Raw genomic sequence first — 16,078 nt, 5'->3', positions numbered from 1 at the left:
ATTACTCATTTCCTTTATTCAGCATTGGGATGTTTACCCCTTTTTCACGAGCTGTTTTTTCTGCTAGATCATATCCTGCATCGACATGACGAACGATTCCCATACCTGGATCTGTTGTTAATACGCGTTCAAGACGTGCTCCTGCTTCCTTCGTTCCGTCAGCAACAATAACCATTCCCGCATGCATAGAGTAACCCATTCCGACACCGCCGCCATGATGCACAGATACCCATGTTGCTCCGCCAACTGCATTAATCATCGCATTCAAAATCGGCCAGTCAGCAACAACATCAGAACCATCCTTCATCGCTTCTGTTTCCCTGTTTGGAGAAGCTACTGAGCCAGAATCGAGGTGGTCACGGCCAATAACGATTGGTGCTTTCAATTCTCCGCTTGCCACCATATCATTAATGATTTTTCCAAAACGTGCCCTCTCCCCATAGCCAAGCCAGCAAATACGAGAAGGCAATCCCTGGAATTCAATTTTTTCTTGTGCCATACGAATCCAGTTGCATAAATGTTCATTGTCGCTAAATTCCCGTAAAATGACCTCGTCAGTTTTATAAATATCCATCGGGTCACCTGAAAGTGCTACCCAGCGGAAAGGTCCTTTCCCTTCACAGAATTGAGGGCGAATATACGCAGGCACAAATCCAGGGAAAGCAAAGGCATTTTCAACTCCTTCATCCTTGGCGACTTGACGGATATTATTGCCGTAATCAAATGTAACCGCACCTTTTTCCATCATATCAAGCATGGCTTCAACATGTTTTGCCATTGAAGCTTTTGAAAGCTTCACATATTCACTAGCATCCTTTTTCCTAAGCTCTGCCGCATCTTCTAGTGACATTTCAGAAGGAACATATCCATTTAGTGGATCGTGTGCAGATGTTTGATCTGTTAGGACATCTGGAATAAAGTTACGTGCGATCATTTCAGGCAGGATGTCTGAAGCATTTCCGATCAGACCGATAGATAGAGCCTTGCCAGAAAGCTTTGCTTCCTGAGCCAGACGAATCGCTTCGTCTAAAGAATCTGTTTTCACATCTGTATATCGCGTCTCAATTCGGCGATCAATCCGTGTTTCATCCACATCAATGCCAATACAAACTCCGCCATTCATCGTAACAGCAAGCGGCTGCGCTCCACCCATTCCGCCGAGGCCTGCTGTGACAGTGATTGTATGTTTAAGCGAACCATTGAAGTGCTGCTTAGCCAGCTCAGCGAAAGTTTCATAAGTTCCTTGCACAATTCCTTGCGAACCAATGTAAATCCAGCTCCCCGCTGTCATTTGTCCGTACATCATCAAGCCTTTTTTATCAAGTTCATGGAATGTCTCCCAATTCGCATAGGCAGGGACAATATTCGAATTCGCAAGCAGGACGCGTGGGGCATCTGCGTGTGATTTAAAGATCGCTACTGGTTTTCCAGATTGAACAAGCAGCGTTTCATCATTTTCCAATTCTTTCAATGATTTCACAATCGCATCAAAGCATTCCCAGTTGCGTGCAGCCTTCCCAATTCCTCCATAAACAACAAGATCTTCTGGGCGCTCAGCCACATCTGCGTCCAAATTGTTCATTAACATGCGAAGTGCAGCTTCCTGCAGCCATCCCTTCGTATTCAAATCTGTTCCACGGTAACGTACAACCTTTTCACTTGAAATCGTTTTCATATCTAATTCCCTCCCTTTTCTATATTTTTATTTTATAATGAAATTTCGGATAATTAATTATAAATTATGGCTATTTTTATAATATATTTCACAAAAAGATATCAAAACGTCTTTTTTTATGAAACGATTCATTTTCTTTTCAATTATATCGATAGATATGAAGGATCATATTCTCCGTTCTTTCGTGGCAACAGATTATTCTCTTTTTGAGGGAAACGGGATGTATAAGGCTTCATGGCAATTAACTCCACTTTTTTAAACTTCTTTAATATTTAAATATAATATAGAGCAGCACGAATACAGCTCACCTCGATAAAAAAATGATTATTCACCTCTTAACCCCTGTCCGAAATGCCAAGGGTGTACTGCCTACATACTGTTTAAATTTCGCATTGAAATACGTCTGATGGGCATAGCCGATTAATCGTGCCACTTCATCTAATGAAATATCTGTTTCTTGCAGCAATCGCTTTGCTTCACGAATTCTTACTTGATGAAGATGAGTGCGGAAGGTTTGTCCTGATTCAGCTGAAAAGCGTCTGCTTAGCGTACTTTTGTTCATGCGCAGTCCTTCAGCACATGCAGCTAAATTCCATCCAGCATCCCAATAATTCGATTCAATCATTTCCAGTACTTTCTCTACAAGTGTTCGGGGACCGTCTTGTATTTGCTCCTGAACCTGAAGAAGCAATTTTTGGATAAATGTTAGAAGCTCTTGAACAATTTGATAAATAACAGACTGATGAACAATTTGCTTAAAAACCTCATGATAACTTGCTTCAAGAGATAAACTTTGAAGATTATATGCTTTCATATGTCTGCGAATTTGAGCGAGTACACTCGTTAATCGGATTCTAACCATTTCTGGGTCTGGATAAGGACGGTCATAGGTTAGAAATTCGCGTTCAACCCATTCCCTTATTGCTTTTATATTCCTTGTTTCAAGCATCTCAATCCATTGGCGCTGTTCAAGAGGCGTAAGAAAGGGATCCATTTCTAAAGGGTCTAATTGCTTATTCTCCTCCAAAATAATATCGTAGCCCTCAAAAAAGACCCTTTTCGTTAATTGCCTTGTTTGCTGATACGTTTTCTTTAATGGCCCTTTTGAAGAATCTATGTTAATGAGTATAGCTAGCGGTTCATCCATTCGATCTTTCCACCTTGATAGGAAAGAATGATAAATCTCCCTAATCGATTCGATTCTTTCATTTTCCTGTACACATAAGATAAAATCAGATAATGCAAAAAGCTTATGCGTACCTGGAATGGAATATCGCTGTAGAGCATCATAGACAAGCGGCAGCGCCTCTGGGTTCGGTGTCAAAAAGGCAACCATTGTTATTGGATAGGATCTGTTCTTATCTAGCAAAAATAAATCTGGATAATCAATTGTATATGCAGCTACTTTATTTCCGGTCTGATTTGAGAAGAATTTATGGTCATTTCGTGTTTGATAACGGATTTGTTGAATGTGTTTTTTTAAATCCTCAGGTGATATCGGACGGAATATAACATCTTCGGCACGAAAACGGAGTGCCCGATAGGCTGTTTGAAAAATTCGCTCAGAGGATAGGCCTAACCAGCGAATTCTATAGCGCTGAAGCAGTTCACAGAATCCTTCGCTGTTCTTCGTCCAACTGTCCATATCTAAAATGACAAGGTCCGGCCGCTCATTTTGCACTGCTTCTGAAAACTCCTCCATTGAATCCCATACCATTAACTGAATACCAGGCAGATGCGATTCGATCATCCACCGAACTCCTTGAGCTTCTAATGTATCTTTTGCCATCACATGAATATTCAAATGTATCTCACCTCTATAGTTCAGCATAACTAATCAAACGTTTGTTTAATAGATATGTTCGCATTTTTTCTTAATCAATCGTTTGATTAAGGAGTATGTTCGTATTATCCACTACTCAATCCTATGATTAAGAAGCATGTTCGCAGTAAATCGGATATCAAATTAGAAAAAAGCACTTCACCTAGTGGTGAGTGCCTTTTTTCAATAACTTAATAGTTTACATATCTAAGAGGGTTTACAGAGTTCGATCTGCTTCCATTCCAAGGTCCATGATGGATCTCAAAGTGTAAATGCGGCCCAGTGGAATTACCTGTATTCCCCATATAGCCTAACAGCTGACCTTTTTCAACACTTGCTCCATTGGATACAGAAAGAGATTCCATATGACCGTAAACGGTTGTCATGACTTGTCCATCAATTACGTGTGTAATCATGACAACATTTCCGTAGCTGCGATCAAAATTTGCTTTGATCACCGAACCCGATGCAGCAGCAACAATTGGAACTGCCTCTGTTCGGCCACCTTTACCAATATCGATGCCTGAATGCAATCTTCCCCATCTTTGTCCATAATGGGATGTCAATCTGCCTGTTGCAGGATTCATAAATACTCCATTTGTAATTTCCGGAGCTGAACCAACCTTGTTTCCTTGTGCATTGGCTTGTTTTTTCCTTTGCTCTTCTAATTCACGCTGTCTCTTATTCCACGCTTCAATTTCACGTTTAATTGCCTTTTCCTGTGCTGCAAGAATCGCTGCTTCATCTTCAAATACAAGAAGTTCTTCATGCATGTCTTTTTCCTGCTCTTTTAACTCTTCTAACAGCTTATTCTTTTTAACTTGTTGACCATTAAGGGTCTTCTTCATCCCTTCAAGATCAGCCAATTTTTTGTTAAGTTCTTCTAATTGTTTCTGTGCTTCTGCTTCTTTTTTATCAAGCAATGCCTTATCTTCTTGGTGCATGCGAAGCAAATCGCGGTCTGCTTCCATGAATGAAGTAACCGCACTTACACGGTTAATAAAGTCACTAAAGCTTTGCGCACCTAATAATACGTCTAGGTAGTTAATGACGCCGCCATTTTCTTGAATTGAACGAATACGTTCCTTTAATAGCTCGTCTCTCTTTTTAATCTGTTCCTTTAGAACCGCAATCTCCTGTTGGAGTTTATTAATCTCCTCTTTAGCAGATGCAATTTGCGCTTCTTTTTCTTTAATTTTATTTTCCGTGTCTGCAATTGTAAGTTCTAATTTATCCAGTTCTTTCTGAACTGCTGATTTTTCTTCCCCAATTTGCACTAAGTCATCTTTCTTTTGACTAATCTCTGATTGAACGTTTGAACGTTTTTCTTGTATATCTTTCTTTTTTTCCTCTAGCTGCTTATTTGTTACTGCATAAGCAGTGCTTGACATAGGCATGAGTAAACTGCCACTGCCTAAAATGATACCTATTCCTAGAGCGAGAAATTTTCGTTTCAATTTGATCCATGTCTCCTCTCTATTACTATAAAATAATCTATGTACTTTAAGATTCTATTACTATAGAAAAGTAATCCTCATTTGTCTAGTTTTGGCGAAATTTTACGGATGATTTATGAGGTAGTATGTAGAATGTTGTATATTATTTTGGGAAAACGAGTCATATTTTGTTGTATATTCACATCTTTTATATTATAGCATTGTCATTTATAAATTTAATCCCCAAAATTATTACATTTATATTTCAGTAGAACCCAGCTCTTGTAAAAAAAGGTAATATTTCATAGAATGATTGTAAATCTTGATAGGAGGAGGATGCCTATGGTTATTAACCCCCGGAGTGAATCAAAAGAATTAAAGCTTTACCGAATGTTGAATAGGCGCATGGATTTATCAGATGAAGAGGTGCAGTATTATTGGAGCCTTGAAAAAGGGTTTGAGGGAGAAATTCAGTTTGATGCGTGGCTGAACGATCTGCCAGGTTCAGAGAATTGGCTGATCCTGAATGATTTATTGCTTGAATACAATCGTACTACTTTTCAAATAGATTCGCTGCTGCTAGCAGATGAAACTCTCTATTTTTTCGAGATAAAAAATTTTGAAGGAGATTTCTTTATTGATGAAAACGGAAGATGGCTTACTTTAACAAAGAAGGAAATAAAGAATCCCTTACTACAATTGGAACGAAGTAAATCCTTACTCAGGCAATTGCTTCAAAGCCTTGGATTGAAAGTAGCTATCAAATCTAAAATAATTTTCATTAACCCCCACTTTCAACTCTATCAAGCTCCTCTCTGTCAGCCTATTATATTTCCCACTCAGTTGAAACGATTTTCGAAACAGTTGCCAAAACCATTAATGATAAAAAATCAAAACATTAAGTTTGCTAATCAAATAGCCGCACTTCATATAGAAGAATCTCCTTACAAAAGATTACCTAAATATACTTACGACAATATTAAAAAGGGAATTAGTTGCGGTTCCTGTAAATCATTGAATGTTATTTACAAGATAGATACACTAATATGTATTAATTGTGCTTACAAAGAAGAAGTGGAGACTGGTGTTTTACGAAGTATAATCGAGTTTAAACTTCTTTACCCTGATAATAAAATAACCACGACTTCTATTCATGAATGGTGCAGAATAATTGAATCTAAGAAAACTATTCGACGAATCCTCTCAAAGCATTTTACACTTGTGCCTCAGGGAAGAACTTCTTATTATGCTGATCCTCATTTTATTTAAACTTTGTTTTCCCAAAGTATGATTTTCGTTACCATGACTTCAATTTTTCTCTAGTGAAGGGCACGTTTCTTGTTTTTCGTTACCATACCTTCATTTTTTCTCTGGTGGCGGGCACGTTTCTTTGTTTTTCGTTACCATGACTTCACTTTTTCTCTGGTGAAGGGCACGTTTCTCTACTTTTCGTTACCACACATTCACTTTTTCTCTGGTGACGGGCACGTTTCTTTGTTTTTCGTTACCATACCTTCACTTTTTCTCTGGTGAAGGGCACGTTTCTCTACTTTTCGTTACCACGACTTCTCTTTTTCTCTGATGACGGGCACGTTTCTTTGCCTTTCGTTACCATAACTTTTGTTAGCAAAAAACATTTCCTTGCCACTTTGATAATTCACTTTTTTAAAAAAACAAGCCGCTCAGCATCCCAAGCGGCTTGTTTCCGAGTTATTTACTTTTATCAATCTTCATCGTTCTTCTAAGGATTTCTATTTCCTGTTTAAGCCTCAGGTTTTCTTGTTGGATTGCTGTGATTTCATCCTGATTGTCTTTCTTAGTTGGAGGTAGGAGTGTTACCTTGTACCAGTTTTTTCCGTCTGAAGTTTCCTTTTGAAAGCTTTTATTAAATACGGCTTTAGGATAGGTCTTTTTAATATATTCTGTTTCTTCATTAGATAAGCGTAATTCTCTTATGTGTACGCCATCGCCAAAGGACTCTGACAAAAACGCCTCGAATTTCTCAACTTCATTCAGCTTCAAAACATACCCCTCCCTCAAAATGACTTCAATCAGCTTTTCGCTTTCTTCACAACTCCACCGGAATACTCAATCGACCTCTCGACAAGTACATCCATTGCATCTACACAGTATGGAATTACTTCATCACTTAGTTTCAAACATGACAGCTCTGTGCATGCTAGGATGACACAGCTGCAGCCTTCATTATGAATGAGGTCCTTTATAATGTTTTCAATTACATTCACATCAATGTCCAAATCACTCTTTACATTATAAATTGTATTCATAATTTGTTCTTGATAGACCTTGTTCGGTTTATACAGCTGCATATTATAAGCATTACATCCCTTTTCATAAATGCCGCTGCTTACCGTACCATTTGTTGCTAAGATTCCGATCTTGCTATTATCACCATATGATTGATGAATTTCTTTACACGTTTCATCAATCATATGGATAATATTGACTCCGGTCATTTCCTGCATCTTGTCATAGAAATAATGTGACGTATTGCATGGAATTGCAATATTTGCTACACCAGCACGTTCAAGCAGTTTTATATCTTCTTCAACCGCATCTAAAAAAGTATTTTCCTCTTTATTCAAAATCACACTTGTTCGATCAGGTAATGTAGCATGATTAAGAATAATCATATTAATATGATCTTGATCAGCGCCAGCTACTGTATTTTCAATTACTTTTTCAAAAAAAACAGATGTTGCCATCGGTCCCATTCCGCCGATAACACCTAAGCTCTTCTTTCCCATAACTCAACCTTCTCAATTAACAATTTTTATACTACGATCTATTCAAGTATTTCAATACGAAGTTCATTTTTTTCCCGAAGCAATTGCAAAGCAATCTCTGCTCCGTGATCCATTCCTTGGCAGCCAGCTAGAAGAACTAAATCCCCTTCTTCAGCCTTATTCAATGCACGGGCAATGGCATCTGGCAATTCATCATATAAATCAACTTGGATACGAGCTTCAGCCATTACCTTTTCAAAGACACGCTGTTCCTCATCTGTCACTTTATCCTTAGCAGTCACATGAGAAATGCTCTTCGTCGCAATGATTTCATTCAAACCAAGCTTCGCTGCCCATTCAACAATCGCTTCCGCATTTTCCTGGTTAACTGTTGGTCCGCGTTCCCCACGAATGGCATATACTATATGAAGCTTTTTGTAATCCATATACTTTAAGGTTTGCAGTGTTACGTTGATATTTCCTGTATTTGCAAAATGATCATCAATTATTTTAATATCTTCTTCATAAATAAATTCAAATCGTCTTTCTACACCAGCAAAGTTTTTCAATGTATACTGGATCGTTGACACAGCTACACCAGAAAGCAGCGCTACCGTAATCGCAACCATTGAATTGTACACAGAATGAAGACCAGGAACTGACAGCTCGATATCAAATTCTCCAGGGATGTATTCTGCCCCATTCGCTTTAAATGCTTTCAAAATCTCAACTGTAAACTTTGCTCTTCCCGTTGTTAAATCTAAATTTTTGCAATGGATATGCCCTTCTTTGCTATTTACGCCAAATGTAATCACCTTTGCTTTAGTTTGATTAACAAGTGATGCAGAATAAGGGTCATCCAGGTTTAAAACAGCAATGCTTCTTTCACTTGCATTTCGAATGAGACTGGATTTCGCTTCGAAATATTGTTCAAATGAACCGTGTGAATCAATATGTTCACGGCTGACATTGTTTAAACTCACAATATCATAATCAACTGTCTCCACTCGATGAGTCTCTAATGCAGCTGAAGATACCTCCATACAAACATGCGAAACATTTTTCTCAACCATTTGATTTAAGTAGTCTTGTAAATCCAATGATTCTGGTGTTGTTAGCTCCGCAGGGATTGACATATCATCAATTTTGATTGAAACCGTTCCGATTAATCCTGTTTTAAAGCCTTCATTTTCAAGAATGGCATTGATCATATAAGATGTAGTTGTTTTCCCATTTGTCGCTGTAACACCAATCATCTTCATTTTTTTCGAAGGATGATCATAGAAGGCATCCCCTAATTGTGCGAGAGCAATTCTGCTGTTCTTCACAACAAATTGCGGGATATCAAATGCCTCCTGCACTTCTTCCACGACCGCAGCGACTGCTCCATTAGCTACTGCCTGAGCAAGGTATTTGTGTCCATCCGTTTTATATCCGCGAACGCAAACAAAAAGATGTCCATTAGAAACCTTTTGTGAATGGTAAGAAACACCGTTAATCCTCATATCTTTGTCATTATAAACACGCTCAACCTTTATCGAACGTAGAAGTTCCTCTAACTGCATCGTTTACTACCTCTTTTCTGCATCTATCGATTATTTTCTTTTGAGCATCTTTCCAGCCGTTTTCTTGAAGTAGATCATCCCTGGCTTCGGATCTTGCCAATCCCAGATGGCATAGGCTTTTTTCTTGAATAGTGATTTAAACACTTCGCCTCTTGTCAGTTGACCCGTTCGAATATAACCCTTTATCGCTAACATATCCTCATAAGCGTACCAAAATACGCGATTTTTATCTTCTTTCACCGCTTTTGGCGGAAGTGGAGAACCAGTCAATTCGCGGTAAGTAATATAAGGGAAATTGATGCCGACCTTATACAACAGGTTGTTTAGGTTTGTAATTCTTGCATTAATTTCGATTAAATAATACTTCCCTGTTTCCGCATCCTTCTTAAACTCAATTTCGGCAAACCCTTTATAACCGATTTCTTCTAAAAATTTTGCTCCAATTTCATAAAGTTCAGGAACATATTTTTGCTCTGTATATACTGAAGCACCAAAATTAATTGGATATTGACGATGCTTTTGGCATGTTACCCAGTGCGTAACCTTTGCATCCTGATTTAGATACGCATCAAATGTATACATATGATCATCAAACCCAGGGATAATCCGCTGTACAATTACCTCTAAGCCAGCTTTTTCTGCTTTCGCCAGAGCCTCTTCTAACTCTTCTTTATTGTGAACCTTAAAAATCTTTCTTCTAAAAGTAGCTACAAAAGTAGGAGAATCGGTCGGCTTTACAATGCACGGATATTTAATGATCGAGTCGATTTTTTCAAAAAAGTTCTCCTCATTGACTCGAACCGTTTCAGGCACAAGCATTCCCTTTTCCACTGCCAGTGCATGAAGAGCTTCCTTATTCATGACTTGTGAATACAAACCTTTCTTGGTTTGAGGAATCAGATAGTTTTCCCTTAGTTCATCTAAATACTCATCAATTACTTCTACATATGAATCATGACAAGGGATAAGAACTGGCTTTTCATTTTGCTTGCTCGCATATTCGATTAAAAATTCCACAAAAGCTTTTGTTTCTTTTTTATAATGGGGAGCAATTAGACGCTCCGAACAATATTTCGATTCTGCACCATATGTATCAGCTCCAGCATAATCAACTGCAACTGTATGTATTCCATTTACACCCAGACATCGGATGGTACTCAAACCTATATAATAATTACAACCTAAAATAACTGCTTTATTCAACTTATTCATCTCCTCGAATATCTATTATAACGACATTCATCAATATATAGATATTGACACAGAAATACGTAACCATGCAAGAGATAATAAGGAATTTCAGACAAATAGCACAGGTATTTTATGGTTTTATTCACATTCCTTTCATAGACAAAATTAACTACATTTTCGGTCAATTTAAGAAAAGCACGAGTTCCTTAATCATCACTGTACAATCTGAAAAAGACCTGGAGTTCGTACGATGATCGTTCGATTGTGCTTGACGTCTCTTTGAATCAACATTTATACTTTTTTCTTTGAAAAAGAGCACACCCATTATGGATATGCCCTAACTTCCTGAAGAGGCAGCAGCCGCAGCAGCTGCAGTGGCTGCTGCAGCCGATGCCTGCTGTGCCTGAATCATCGCATGAATGGCTGTTGTCAGTTCCGCGGATGCGTCAATATAATCCTGCGAGACAAAGGTTGCTGCTACAGTAATAGCCATCTCTTTATACCATTTAAATTCTTTCATTTCTGATAGCTTAACAGCAATGCTGGCAGCTTCCTTTACTCTTCCTGTAAGTGCAATGACGCCAAGTGCAGGATAATGAATGTCCTTCACCTTTAAACCGCGCCGGATAAGCTCTTCTTTCGCATAGATTACGTCCCTCACTAATTCGTGCTGAAAATCCCCGCACATTACAAGCATATTAGCCAAGAATTGCAGATTGTTCCCCTTCCATAATCCCTTATCGTTCAGCCCGCGGTAATAACGCTCGGAAATCTCTATTAGTTCATTTACCCTTCCATCCCGTTTAGCTATTATCACAGCAGCTGGGTAATCATCATAAGAAGTAAGGAAACGGTGATGCTTTTTCATTTCTTCATATATAGCACTAATCCGTCTCGCATCCATATCATCATCTAATAAAAATGCTGCAATATATGTGAACGCAGATGAGCGCATATTTGCCTTACGCAATATTTGATAATTTTGATGTAAACGGCTAATTTCCACTTCTGGATGGCTATCCTTCGCCATAATCAGACCAGTCATTGGAAAATGTATTCCTCTTAGCGGTGAGAACATGGATGCACTGCTTTTAACAAGATCAGAGACTTTAATAAAGGCTTGACCATCGATTTTCTTCCCCTTTGCAGCGAATTGAGCAGCTGTCATAAGCACCAGGCGGCGATCCATCCAATTTCCAGCAGCCCTACGCAGTACCTCTATATTCTCCTCAAGTAATCTTTTCTCCAATGTTTATCACTCCGATCCCGCTATAGTTACTCTTATTTACGAAATGTCAGAAAAAAAGTTTCCTTATTTTGAATCTTTTTGCTGCACATTTTCGTCATAATGGATGTAACCCATTATTTCTCAGACATTTATAAATTGCATAGCAAATAGACATACTTACAGGTATACTTTTGTTTGCAAGGTAAGAAAATTGAATTCTTTGGTTAGAGGTGCTTTTGTATGCAAAAGTGGAATATGAATCTAAAAAACCATATTTCCTGCCCTTTTATACTCATTATGTTTGTATTATTAATCAAAATTACAGCATTTCAAATGATTATTTTTGATAACAAGTCTATTTTCCATATTGTTCTCATTGAGTTTCCCATGTGGGCACTCATGCTAACTGGTCTTCTTCTTATTTTCAAAAAGCGAAGATGGCTTTCTATCTGGCTTTTTAATCTCTGTTTGTCTGCGCTTTTTATCGTTATTATGTATTACACAAGGTATTTCTCAACAATTCCTTCCTATTATGATGTTAAACAAATATACCAATCAAATTCGGTAGGTGGGACAGTTGCCCTTCTAGGCAGCCCATTTGACTTTCTATTTTTCTTAGATGTTGTGCTAATCCTGCCGCTTATTTGGTTTATTACTAAAAAGTCTGAGTTAATTTCCTTTGCCTCAATTAAAAAATGGACTATTGCCTTTAGCTGCGCCGGACTAATTACAACAGTAATTGCGTTTTTCTATCCATTAGTGGATGTATCTTACTTTGCCAAGAAGCATGGGTATATTCAATCCCAATTTGTACAATTTTATGAACGCGGAATTGGCACTGCTCTTGCAAAGAACGACCATCTATCCGATAAAGAATTAGAGAATTTAAAGGGGAATGCTTTTGTTCCACCTTCAGAACATGATACATTCGGTCTCGCTAAGAATCGTCATGTATTTACAATCCAGGTGGAATCCTTGCAGGAATTTGTTATAAACAAATCAATTAACGGGCAAGAAATTACACCGAACTTAAATAGGCTTTTGAAGGACAGTGCCTATTTTGATCATGTTTATCAGCAGATCGGGGCTGGAAATACGTCAGATGCTGAATGGATTATGCACACTTCCCTTTACCCAGAGGGCATGGATCCAACCGTAAATGTCATTGATGGCAGTGATATCCCTTCCCTTGTACACACATTGGAACGAAATGGATATGGAACAGCCACTTATCATGCTGATGATATTACATATTGGAGCCGAGATAAGTTATATCCTGCTCTTGGATTTGACTATATTTATACTAGTGAGGAAATTCCAAACGAGAAGGAAATTGGGTTTGGACCAGCAGACGAAGTGTTGTTTAATTATGTAGAAAAACAGCTTCCTGATCAAATGGAAGATCATCCGCTCATGTACTCAAATATTATTACATTAACAAGCCACACCCCTTTTGAAATGCCAGATGAGTACGAATATCTTAACCTGCCAGATTCCTATAAGGATACGTATGTTGGGAATTACCTCCAATCGGTTCGATATACGGATGAACAGATTGGGAAGTTTATTCAATCATTGAAGGAACTAGGCATATATGATCAATCACTCATCCTCATTTACGGAGATCACTCAGGCTTACATGGGGCACCAGTGACAGAAAAGGATGAACAGCTGTTAAAAGAAATGCTTGGGCATGATTACAATTTACATGACCGTTTTGTTGTCCCTGTTATATTTAACGCCCCCGGAATCTTTAACGGGGAAACACACTCCCAGTTGGGCGGCCAAATTGATCTTATGCCTACATTATTAAACCTGCTGGGAATAGAGCATGATTCGCAAATGATTGGACATAATCTTTTTCAATACAAAAAAAATCTGCTCGGTATGCGCTATTACATGCCAGGCGGCTCATTTATCAGTGATAATACATTATACACAGCACCAAGCGCTAAACTGCCTGCGCTATTGTATAATCGGGAAACAATGAAGAAAACAAAAAACACAAAGAATATGCAGAAAAATATTGATAATACATTGCAAATTATGCAGTACTCTGACTATATTCGAAAAGAACAAGAGAAGCAATAACATACCAAATGCAGCCTTCATATGAAGGCTGTATTTAATTTTTCATGACTGAATACCCACTTCCAAACAAGTAAAAATATGGTATAATCATTACAGTTTCTTTCATTAACACGAACTTTATCTTTCTAACAAACTAGGCTTTATTGAACAAATAGATTACCAGAATCATTAGGAGGTCATTCGTATGCAACGATATCGAAGGAGAAATACAACTGCATTCACCGTCTTAGCCTACTTTACTTTCTTTGCAGGCGTGTTTCTTTTTTCCATCGGTTTATACAACGCCGATAATCTTCAGCTAAACGAAAAAGGCTATTACATTGCTGTTATGATTCTTGTTGCAGTTGGAGCCATCCTTACTCAGAAGGTTACAAGAGATAACGCTGAGGACAACGAAATCATCGCAGAGCAAGAAAGAAAACAAAACCTTAATAAGATTGATTAATTATGCAAGGAAGACACAAATTCAGGTGTCTTCCTTTTTTCTTTATTTATATTTTTTTATGCAATCGTTAAAACTAAGAACTTAATTTTCATTTAAATTTAATTAATTGTTGAACTATTTTCCATTTTATATCATAATATATATGAGCATATATTCATATAATAAATTAGGAGGTATCCTTTATGGGACATCACCACGGACATTCACATGGTCATAATCACTCACACGGACATACCGGCAATAAAAAAGCTTTATTTTTATCCTTTCTGCTCATTGCATCTTTTATGATTGTCGAAGTTGTTGGAGGTCTATTAACAAACAGCCTTGCACTCCTATCAGATGCTGGTCATATGCTGAGCGATGCTGCAGCATTAGGCTTGAGTTTGTTCGCAATTAAGCTAGGGGAAAGAAAAGCTTCCTCATCAAAAACATATGGGTACAAACGGTTTGAAATTATTGCAGCTGCTCTCAACGGGCTGACACTGATTGTTATCTCCGTTTATATTTTCTATGAAGCATTTCAGCGTTTTTGGAATCCGCCTGAAGTACTAAGTGGAGGAATGCTGATTATTTCAACCATTGGGTTACTTATTAATATCGTTGCAGCGTGGATATTAATGCGAGGAGATAAAGAGGAAAATCTAAATGTTCGCAGTGCTTTCCTTCATGTAATTGGCGATATGCTTGGCTCAGTTGGAGCGATCATTGCCGCTTTACTTATGATTTTCTTTGGTTGGGGAATCGCCGATCCTATCGCAAGTGTGATTGTTGCAATACTTATTCTAATAAGTGGTTGGAGAGTAATGAAAGAGTCTTTCCACATCTTAATGGAAGGTACACCAGCAAATCTTGAGATGGACAAAGTAAAATCATCATTATTAAAAATCCAAGGAGTGAAAGAAGTGCATGACATGCACATTTGGTCGATTACATCAGGGATGCCTATGCTAAGCTGCCATATGGTAATCGAGGGAGAAGGTGTTCATGATACCATCCTACACCGAGCACAAACAATCCTTCACGATGATTTTGAGATTGAGCATAGTACGATTCAAATTGAAAAAACAGAGCATGGCTGCCCGAATCATCATGGTAGCTGCAATTAATGGTGATTCGCATGCTCAATCGTTTGTCTTAAAATATCCATTACATGCTCGTCATCGCATGAATAGAATAAGGAAGTTCCTTCCCTTCTAAATTTCACCAAACGCAAGTTTTTTAGAAAACGAAGCTGGTGGGAAACCGTTGACTGCAGCAAAGACAGCTTTTCGGCAATATCATTTACAGAATGCTCGCCATCAAATAATAAATGCAAAATACGAATCCTTGTTGGATCTGACAACGCCTTAAAAGTTTGTGAAACGATAAAGAGCGTTTCTTCATCCAGTTCTGTTAAGTTAAAATGCTGATCTTTTTCCAAAGTGATCATCTCCCCTATCCTTATTATAACAATACTTGAACTGGAAAAAATCATGGGCTTAAGCAAAACCCATGATTTTTTTATGCTATTCACCAACAAAATAAGGATGCATTATACTTATCGATAGTTTCCAGTTTCAATAAAGAAAATTGGGCACAGTTTCCTCTGTTTTTAACATGATTTTGAGTATCGATAACAGCTATTGAGGATGGTTTTTGCTAGTTCCTCATGGTTTCGGGCGCCAACAGCAGCTATTGAGGACGGTTTTTACTCGTTCATCGTGGTTTCGGGAGCCTATAGCTGCTATTGAGGATGTTTTTTACTGGTTCATCGTGATTTCGGGAGTCTATCCCCCCTATTGAGGACAGTTTTTGCTCGTTCATCGAGTCAAGTCCGGATTATTGTGTAAAATCAAAAGCAATTGTTTTCAGCTTTACCTTTGAATATTCTCTGTCCAT

Annotated in this window: 13 protein-coding genes; 4 read left to right on the top strand and 9 right to left on the bottom strand. The window is 38.1% G+C overall.

Annotated elements, in window-relative coordinates; translation table 11 throughout:
• Window position 1: 1 nt before the first annotated feature.
• The 3 genes from hutU to ASU02_RS18305 all read right to left on the bottom strand — a co-directional run bounded on the left by hutU (window position 2) and on the right by ASU02_RS18305 (window position 4,954).
• Complete coding sequence (gene hutU / locus ASU02_RS18315; protein ID WP_057766294.1) at window positions 2-1,675, bottom strand: urocanate hydratase; 1,674 nt, start codon at window positions 1,673-1,675, stop codon at window positions 2-4.
• A 328-nt stretch (window positions 1,676-2,003) separates the two neighbouring features.
• On the bottom strand, window positions 2,004-3,479 hold the full coding sequence (locus ASU02_RS18310; protein ID WP_057766291.1) for a response regulator transcription factor: 1,476 nt from the start codon (window positions 3,477-3,479) through the stop codon (window positions 2,004-2,006).
• 209 nt (window positions 3,480-3,688) lie between these two features.
• On the bottom strand, window positions 3,689-4,954 hold the full coding sequence (locus tag ASU02_RS18305) for a murein hydrolase activator EnvC family protein (RefSeq protein WP_057766289.1): 1,266 nt from the start codon (window positions 4,952-4,954) through the stop codon (window positions 3,689-3,691).
• Between the two features lie 321 nt (window positions 4,955-5,275).
• On the opposite strand from ASU02_RS18305, the gene ASU02_RS18300 reads away from it, so the two are divergent.
• Complete coding sequence (locus tag ASU02_RS18300; RefSeq protein ID WP_057766287.1) at window positions 5,276-6,202, top strand: nuclease-related domain-containing protein; 927 nt, start codon at window positions 5,276-5,278, stop codon at window positions 6,200-6,202.
• Between the two features lie 441 nt (window positions 6,203-6,643).
• Here the strand turns inward: ASU02_RS18300 and ASU02_RS18295 are convergent, their stop codons facing one another.
• The 5 genes from ASU02_RS18295 to ASU02_RS18275 form a co-directional block, all read right to left on the bottom strand.
• Window positions 6,644-6,955: a hypothetical protein gene (locus tag ASU02_RS18295; protein WP_057766285.1), complete on the bottom strand. Its 312-nt coding sequence runs from the start codon at window positions 6,953-6,955 to the stop codon at window positions 6,644-6,646.
• Between the two features lie 29 nt (window positions 6,956-6,984).
• Window positions 6,985-7,701: a cysteate racemase gene (gene cuyB / locus ASU02_RS18290; protein ID WP_057766283.1), complete on the bottom strand. Its 717-nt coding sequence runs from the start codon at window positions 7,699-7,701 to the stop codon at window positions 6,985-6,987.
• Between the two features lie 38 nt (window positions 7,702-7,739).
• Entirely contained in the window at window positions 7,740-9,245 is a 1,506-nt protein-coding gene (locus tag ASU02_RS18285; RefSeq protein ID WP_057766281.1) for a Mur ligase family protein, read from the bottom strand.
• A 30-nt stretch (window positions 9,246-9,275) separates the two neighbouring features.
• Window positions 9,276-10,448 carry a carboxylate--amine ligase gene (locus ASU02_RS18280; protein WP_408607288.1) on the bottom strand — a complete coding sequence of 391 codons (1,173 nt, stop codon included), beginning with the start codon at window positions 10,446-10,448 and terminating at the stop codon, window positions 9,276-9,278.
• A 325-nt stretch (window positions 10,449-10,773) separates the two neighbouring features.
• Window positions 10,774-11,685 carry a DUF4003 family protein gene (locus ASU02_RS18275; protein WP_057766278.1) on the bottom strand — a complete coding sequence of 304 codons (912 nt, stop codon included), beginning with the start codon at window positions 11,683-11,685 and terminating at the stop codon, window positions 10,774-10,776.
• A gap of 219 nt (window positions 11,686-11,904) precedes the next feature.
• Here ASU02_RS18275 and ASU02_RS18270 point away from each other — a divergent pair, with 219 nt between their 5' ends.
• The 3 genes from ASU02_RS18270 (at window position 11,905) to ASU02_RS18260 (ending at window position 15,306) form a co-directional block, all read left to right on the top strand.
• A complete protein-coding gene (locus ASU02_RS18270) occupies window positions 11,905-13,755 on the top strand; it encodes an LTA synthase family protein (protein WP_232426291.1) in 1,851 nt (616 codons plus the stop codon).
• Between the two features lie 184 nt (window positions 13,756-13,939).
• On the top strand, window positions 13,940-14,200 hold the full coding sequence (locus tag ASU02_RS18265; protein ID WP_053477928.1) for a YiaA/YiaB family inner membrane protein: 261 nt from the start codon (window positions 13,940-13,942) through the stop codon (window positions 14,198-14,200).
• A 182-nt stretch (window positions 14,201-14,382) separates the two neighbouring features.
• Window positions 14,383-15,306, top strand: a complete 924-nt coding sequence (locus ASU02_RS18260; RefSeq protein WP_057766276.1) for a cation diffusion facilitator family transporter — start codon at window positions 14,383-14,385, stop codon at window positions 15,304-15,306.
• Here ASU02_RS18260 and ASU02_RS18255 read toward each other — a convergent pair.
• On the bottom strand, window positions 15,303-15,629 hold the full coding sequence (locus tag ASU02_RS18255; protein WP_057766274.1) for an ArsR/SmtB family transcription factor: 327 nt from the start codon (window positions 15,627-15,629) through the stop codon (window positions 15,303-15,305). The genes ASU02_RS18260 and ASU02_RS18255 overlap by 4 nt on opposite strands.
• Window positions 15,630-16,078 lie beyond the last annotated feature (449 nt).

The sequence above is a fragment of the Cytobacillus praedii genome, from assembly GCF_001439605.1.
Classification (GTDB): domain Bacteria; phylum Bacillota; class Bacilli; order Bacillales; family Cytobacillaceae; genus Cytobacillus; species Cytobacillus praedii.
This window is presented reverse-complemented; position numbering and strand designations above follow the sequence as displayed.

Coding starts and splice junctions, on each gene's coding strand:
- ASU02_RS18255 (WP_057766274.1), bottom strand. CDS start 15,629: ATGATCACTTTGGAAAAAGATCAGCATTTTAACTTAACAGAACTGGAT.
- ASU02_RS18265 (WP_053477928.1), top strand. CDS start 13,940: ATGCAACGATATCGAAGGAGAAATACAACTGCATTCACCGTCTTAGCC.
- hutU (WP_057766294.1), bottom strand. CDS start 1,675: ATGAAAACGATTTCAAGTGAAAAGGTTGTACGTTACCGTGGAACAGAT.
- ASU02_RS18260 (WP_057766276.1), top strand. CDS start 14,383: ATGGGACATCACCACGGACATTCACATGGTCATAATCACTCACACGGA.
- ASU02_RS18285 (WP_057766281.1), bottom strand. CDS start 9,245: ATGCAGTTAGAGGAACTTCTACGTTCGATAAAGGTTGAGCGTGTTTAT.
- cuyB (WP_057766283.1), bottom strand. CDS start 7,701: ATGGGAAAGAAGAGCTTAGGTGTTATCGGCGGAATGGGACCGATGGCA.
- ASU02_RS18300 (WP_057766287.1), top strand. CDS start 5,276: ATGGTTATTAACCCCCGGAGTGAATCAAAAGAATTAAAGCTTTACCGA.
- ASU02_RS18270 (WP_232426291.1), top strand. CDS start 11,905: ATGCAAAAGTGGAATATGAATCTAAAAAACCATATTTCCTGCCCTTTT.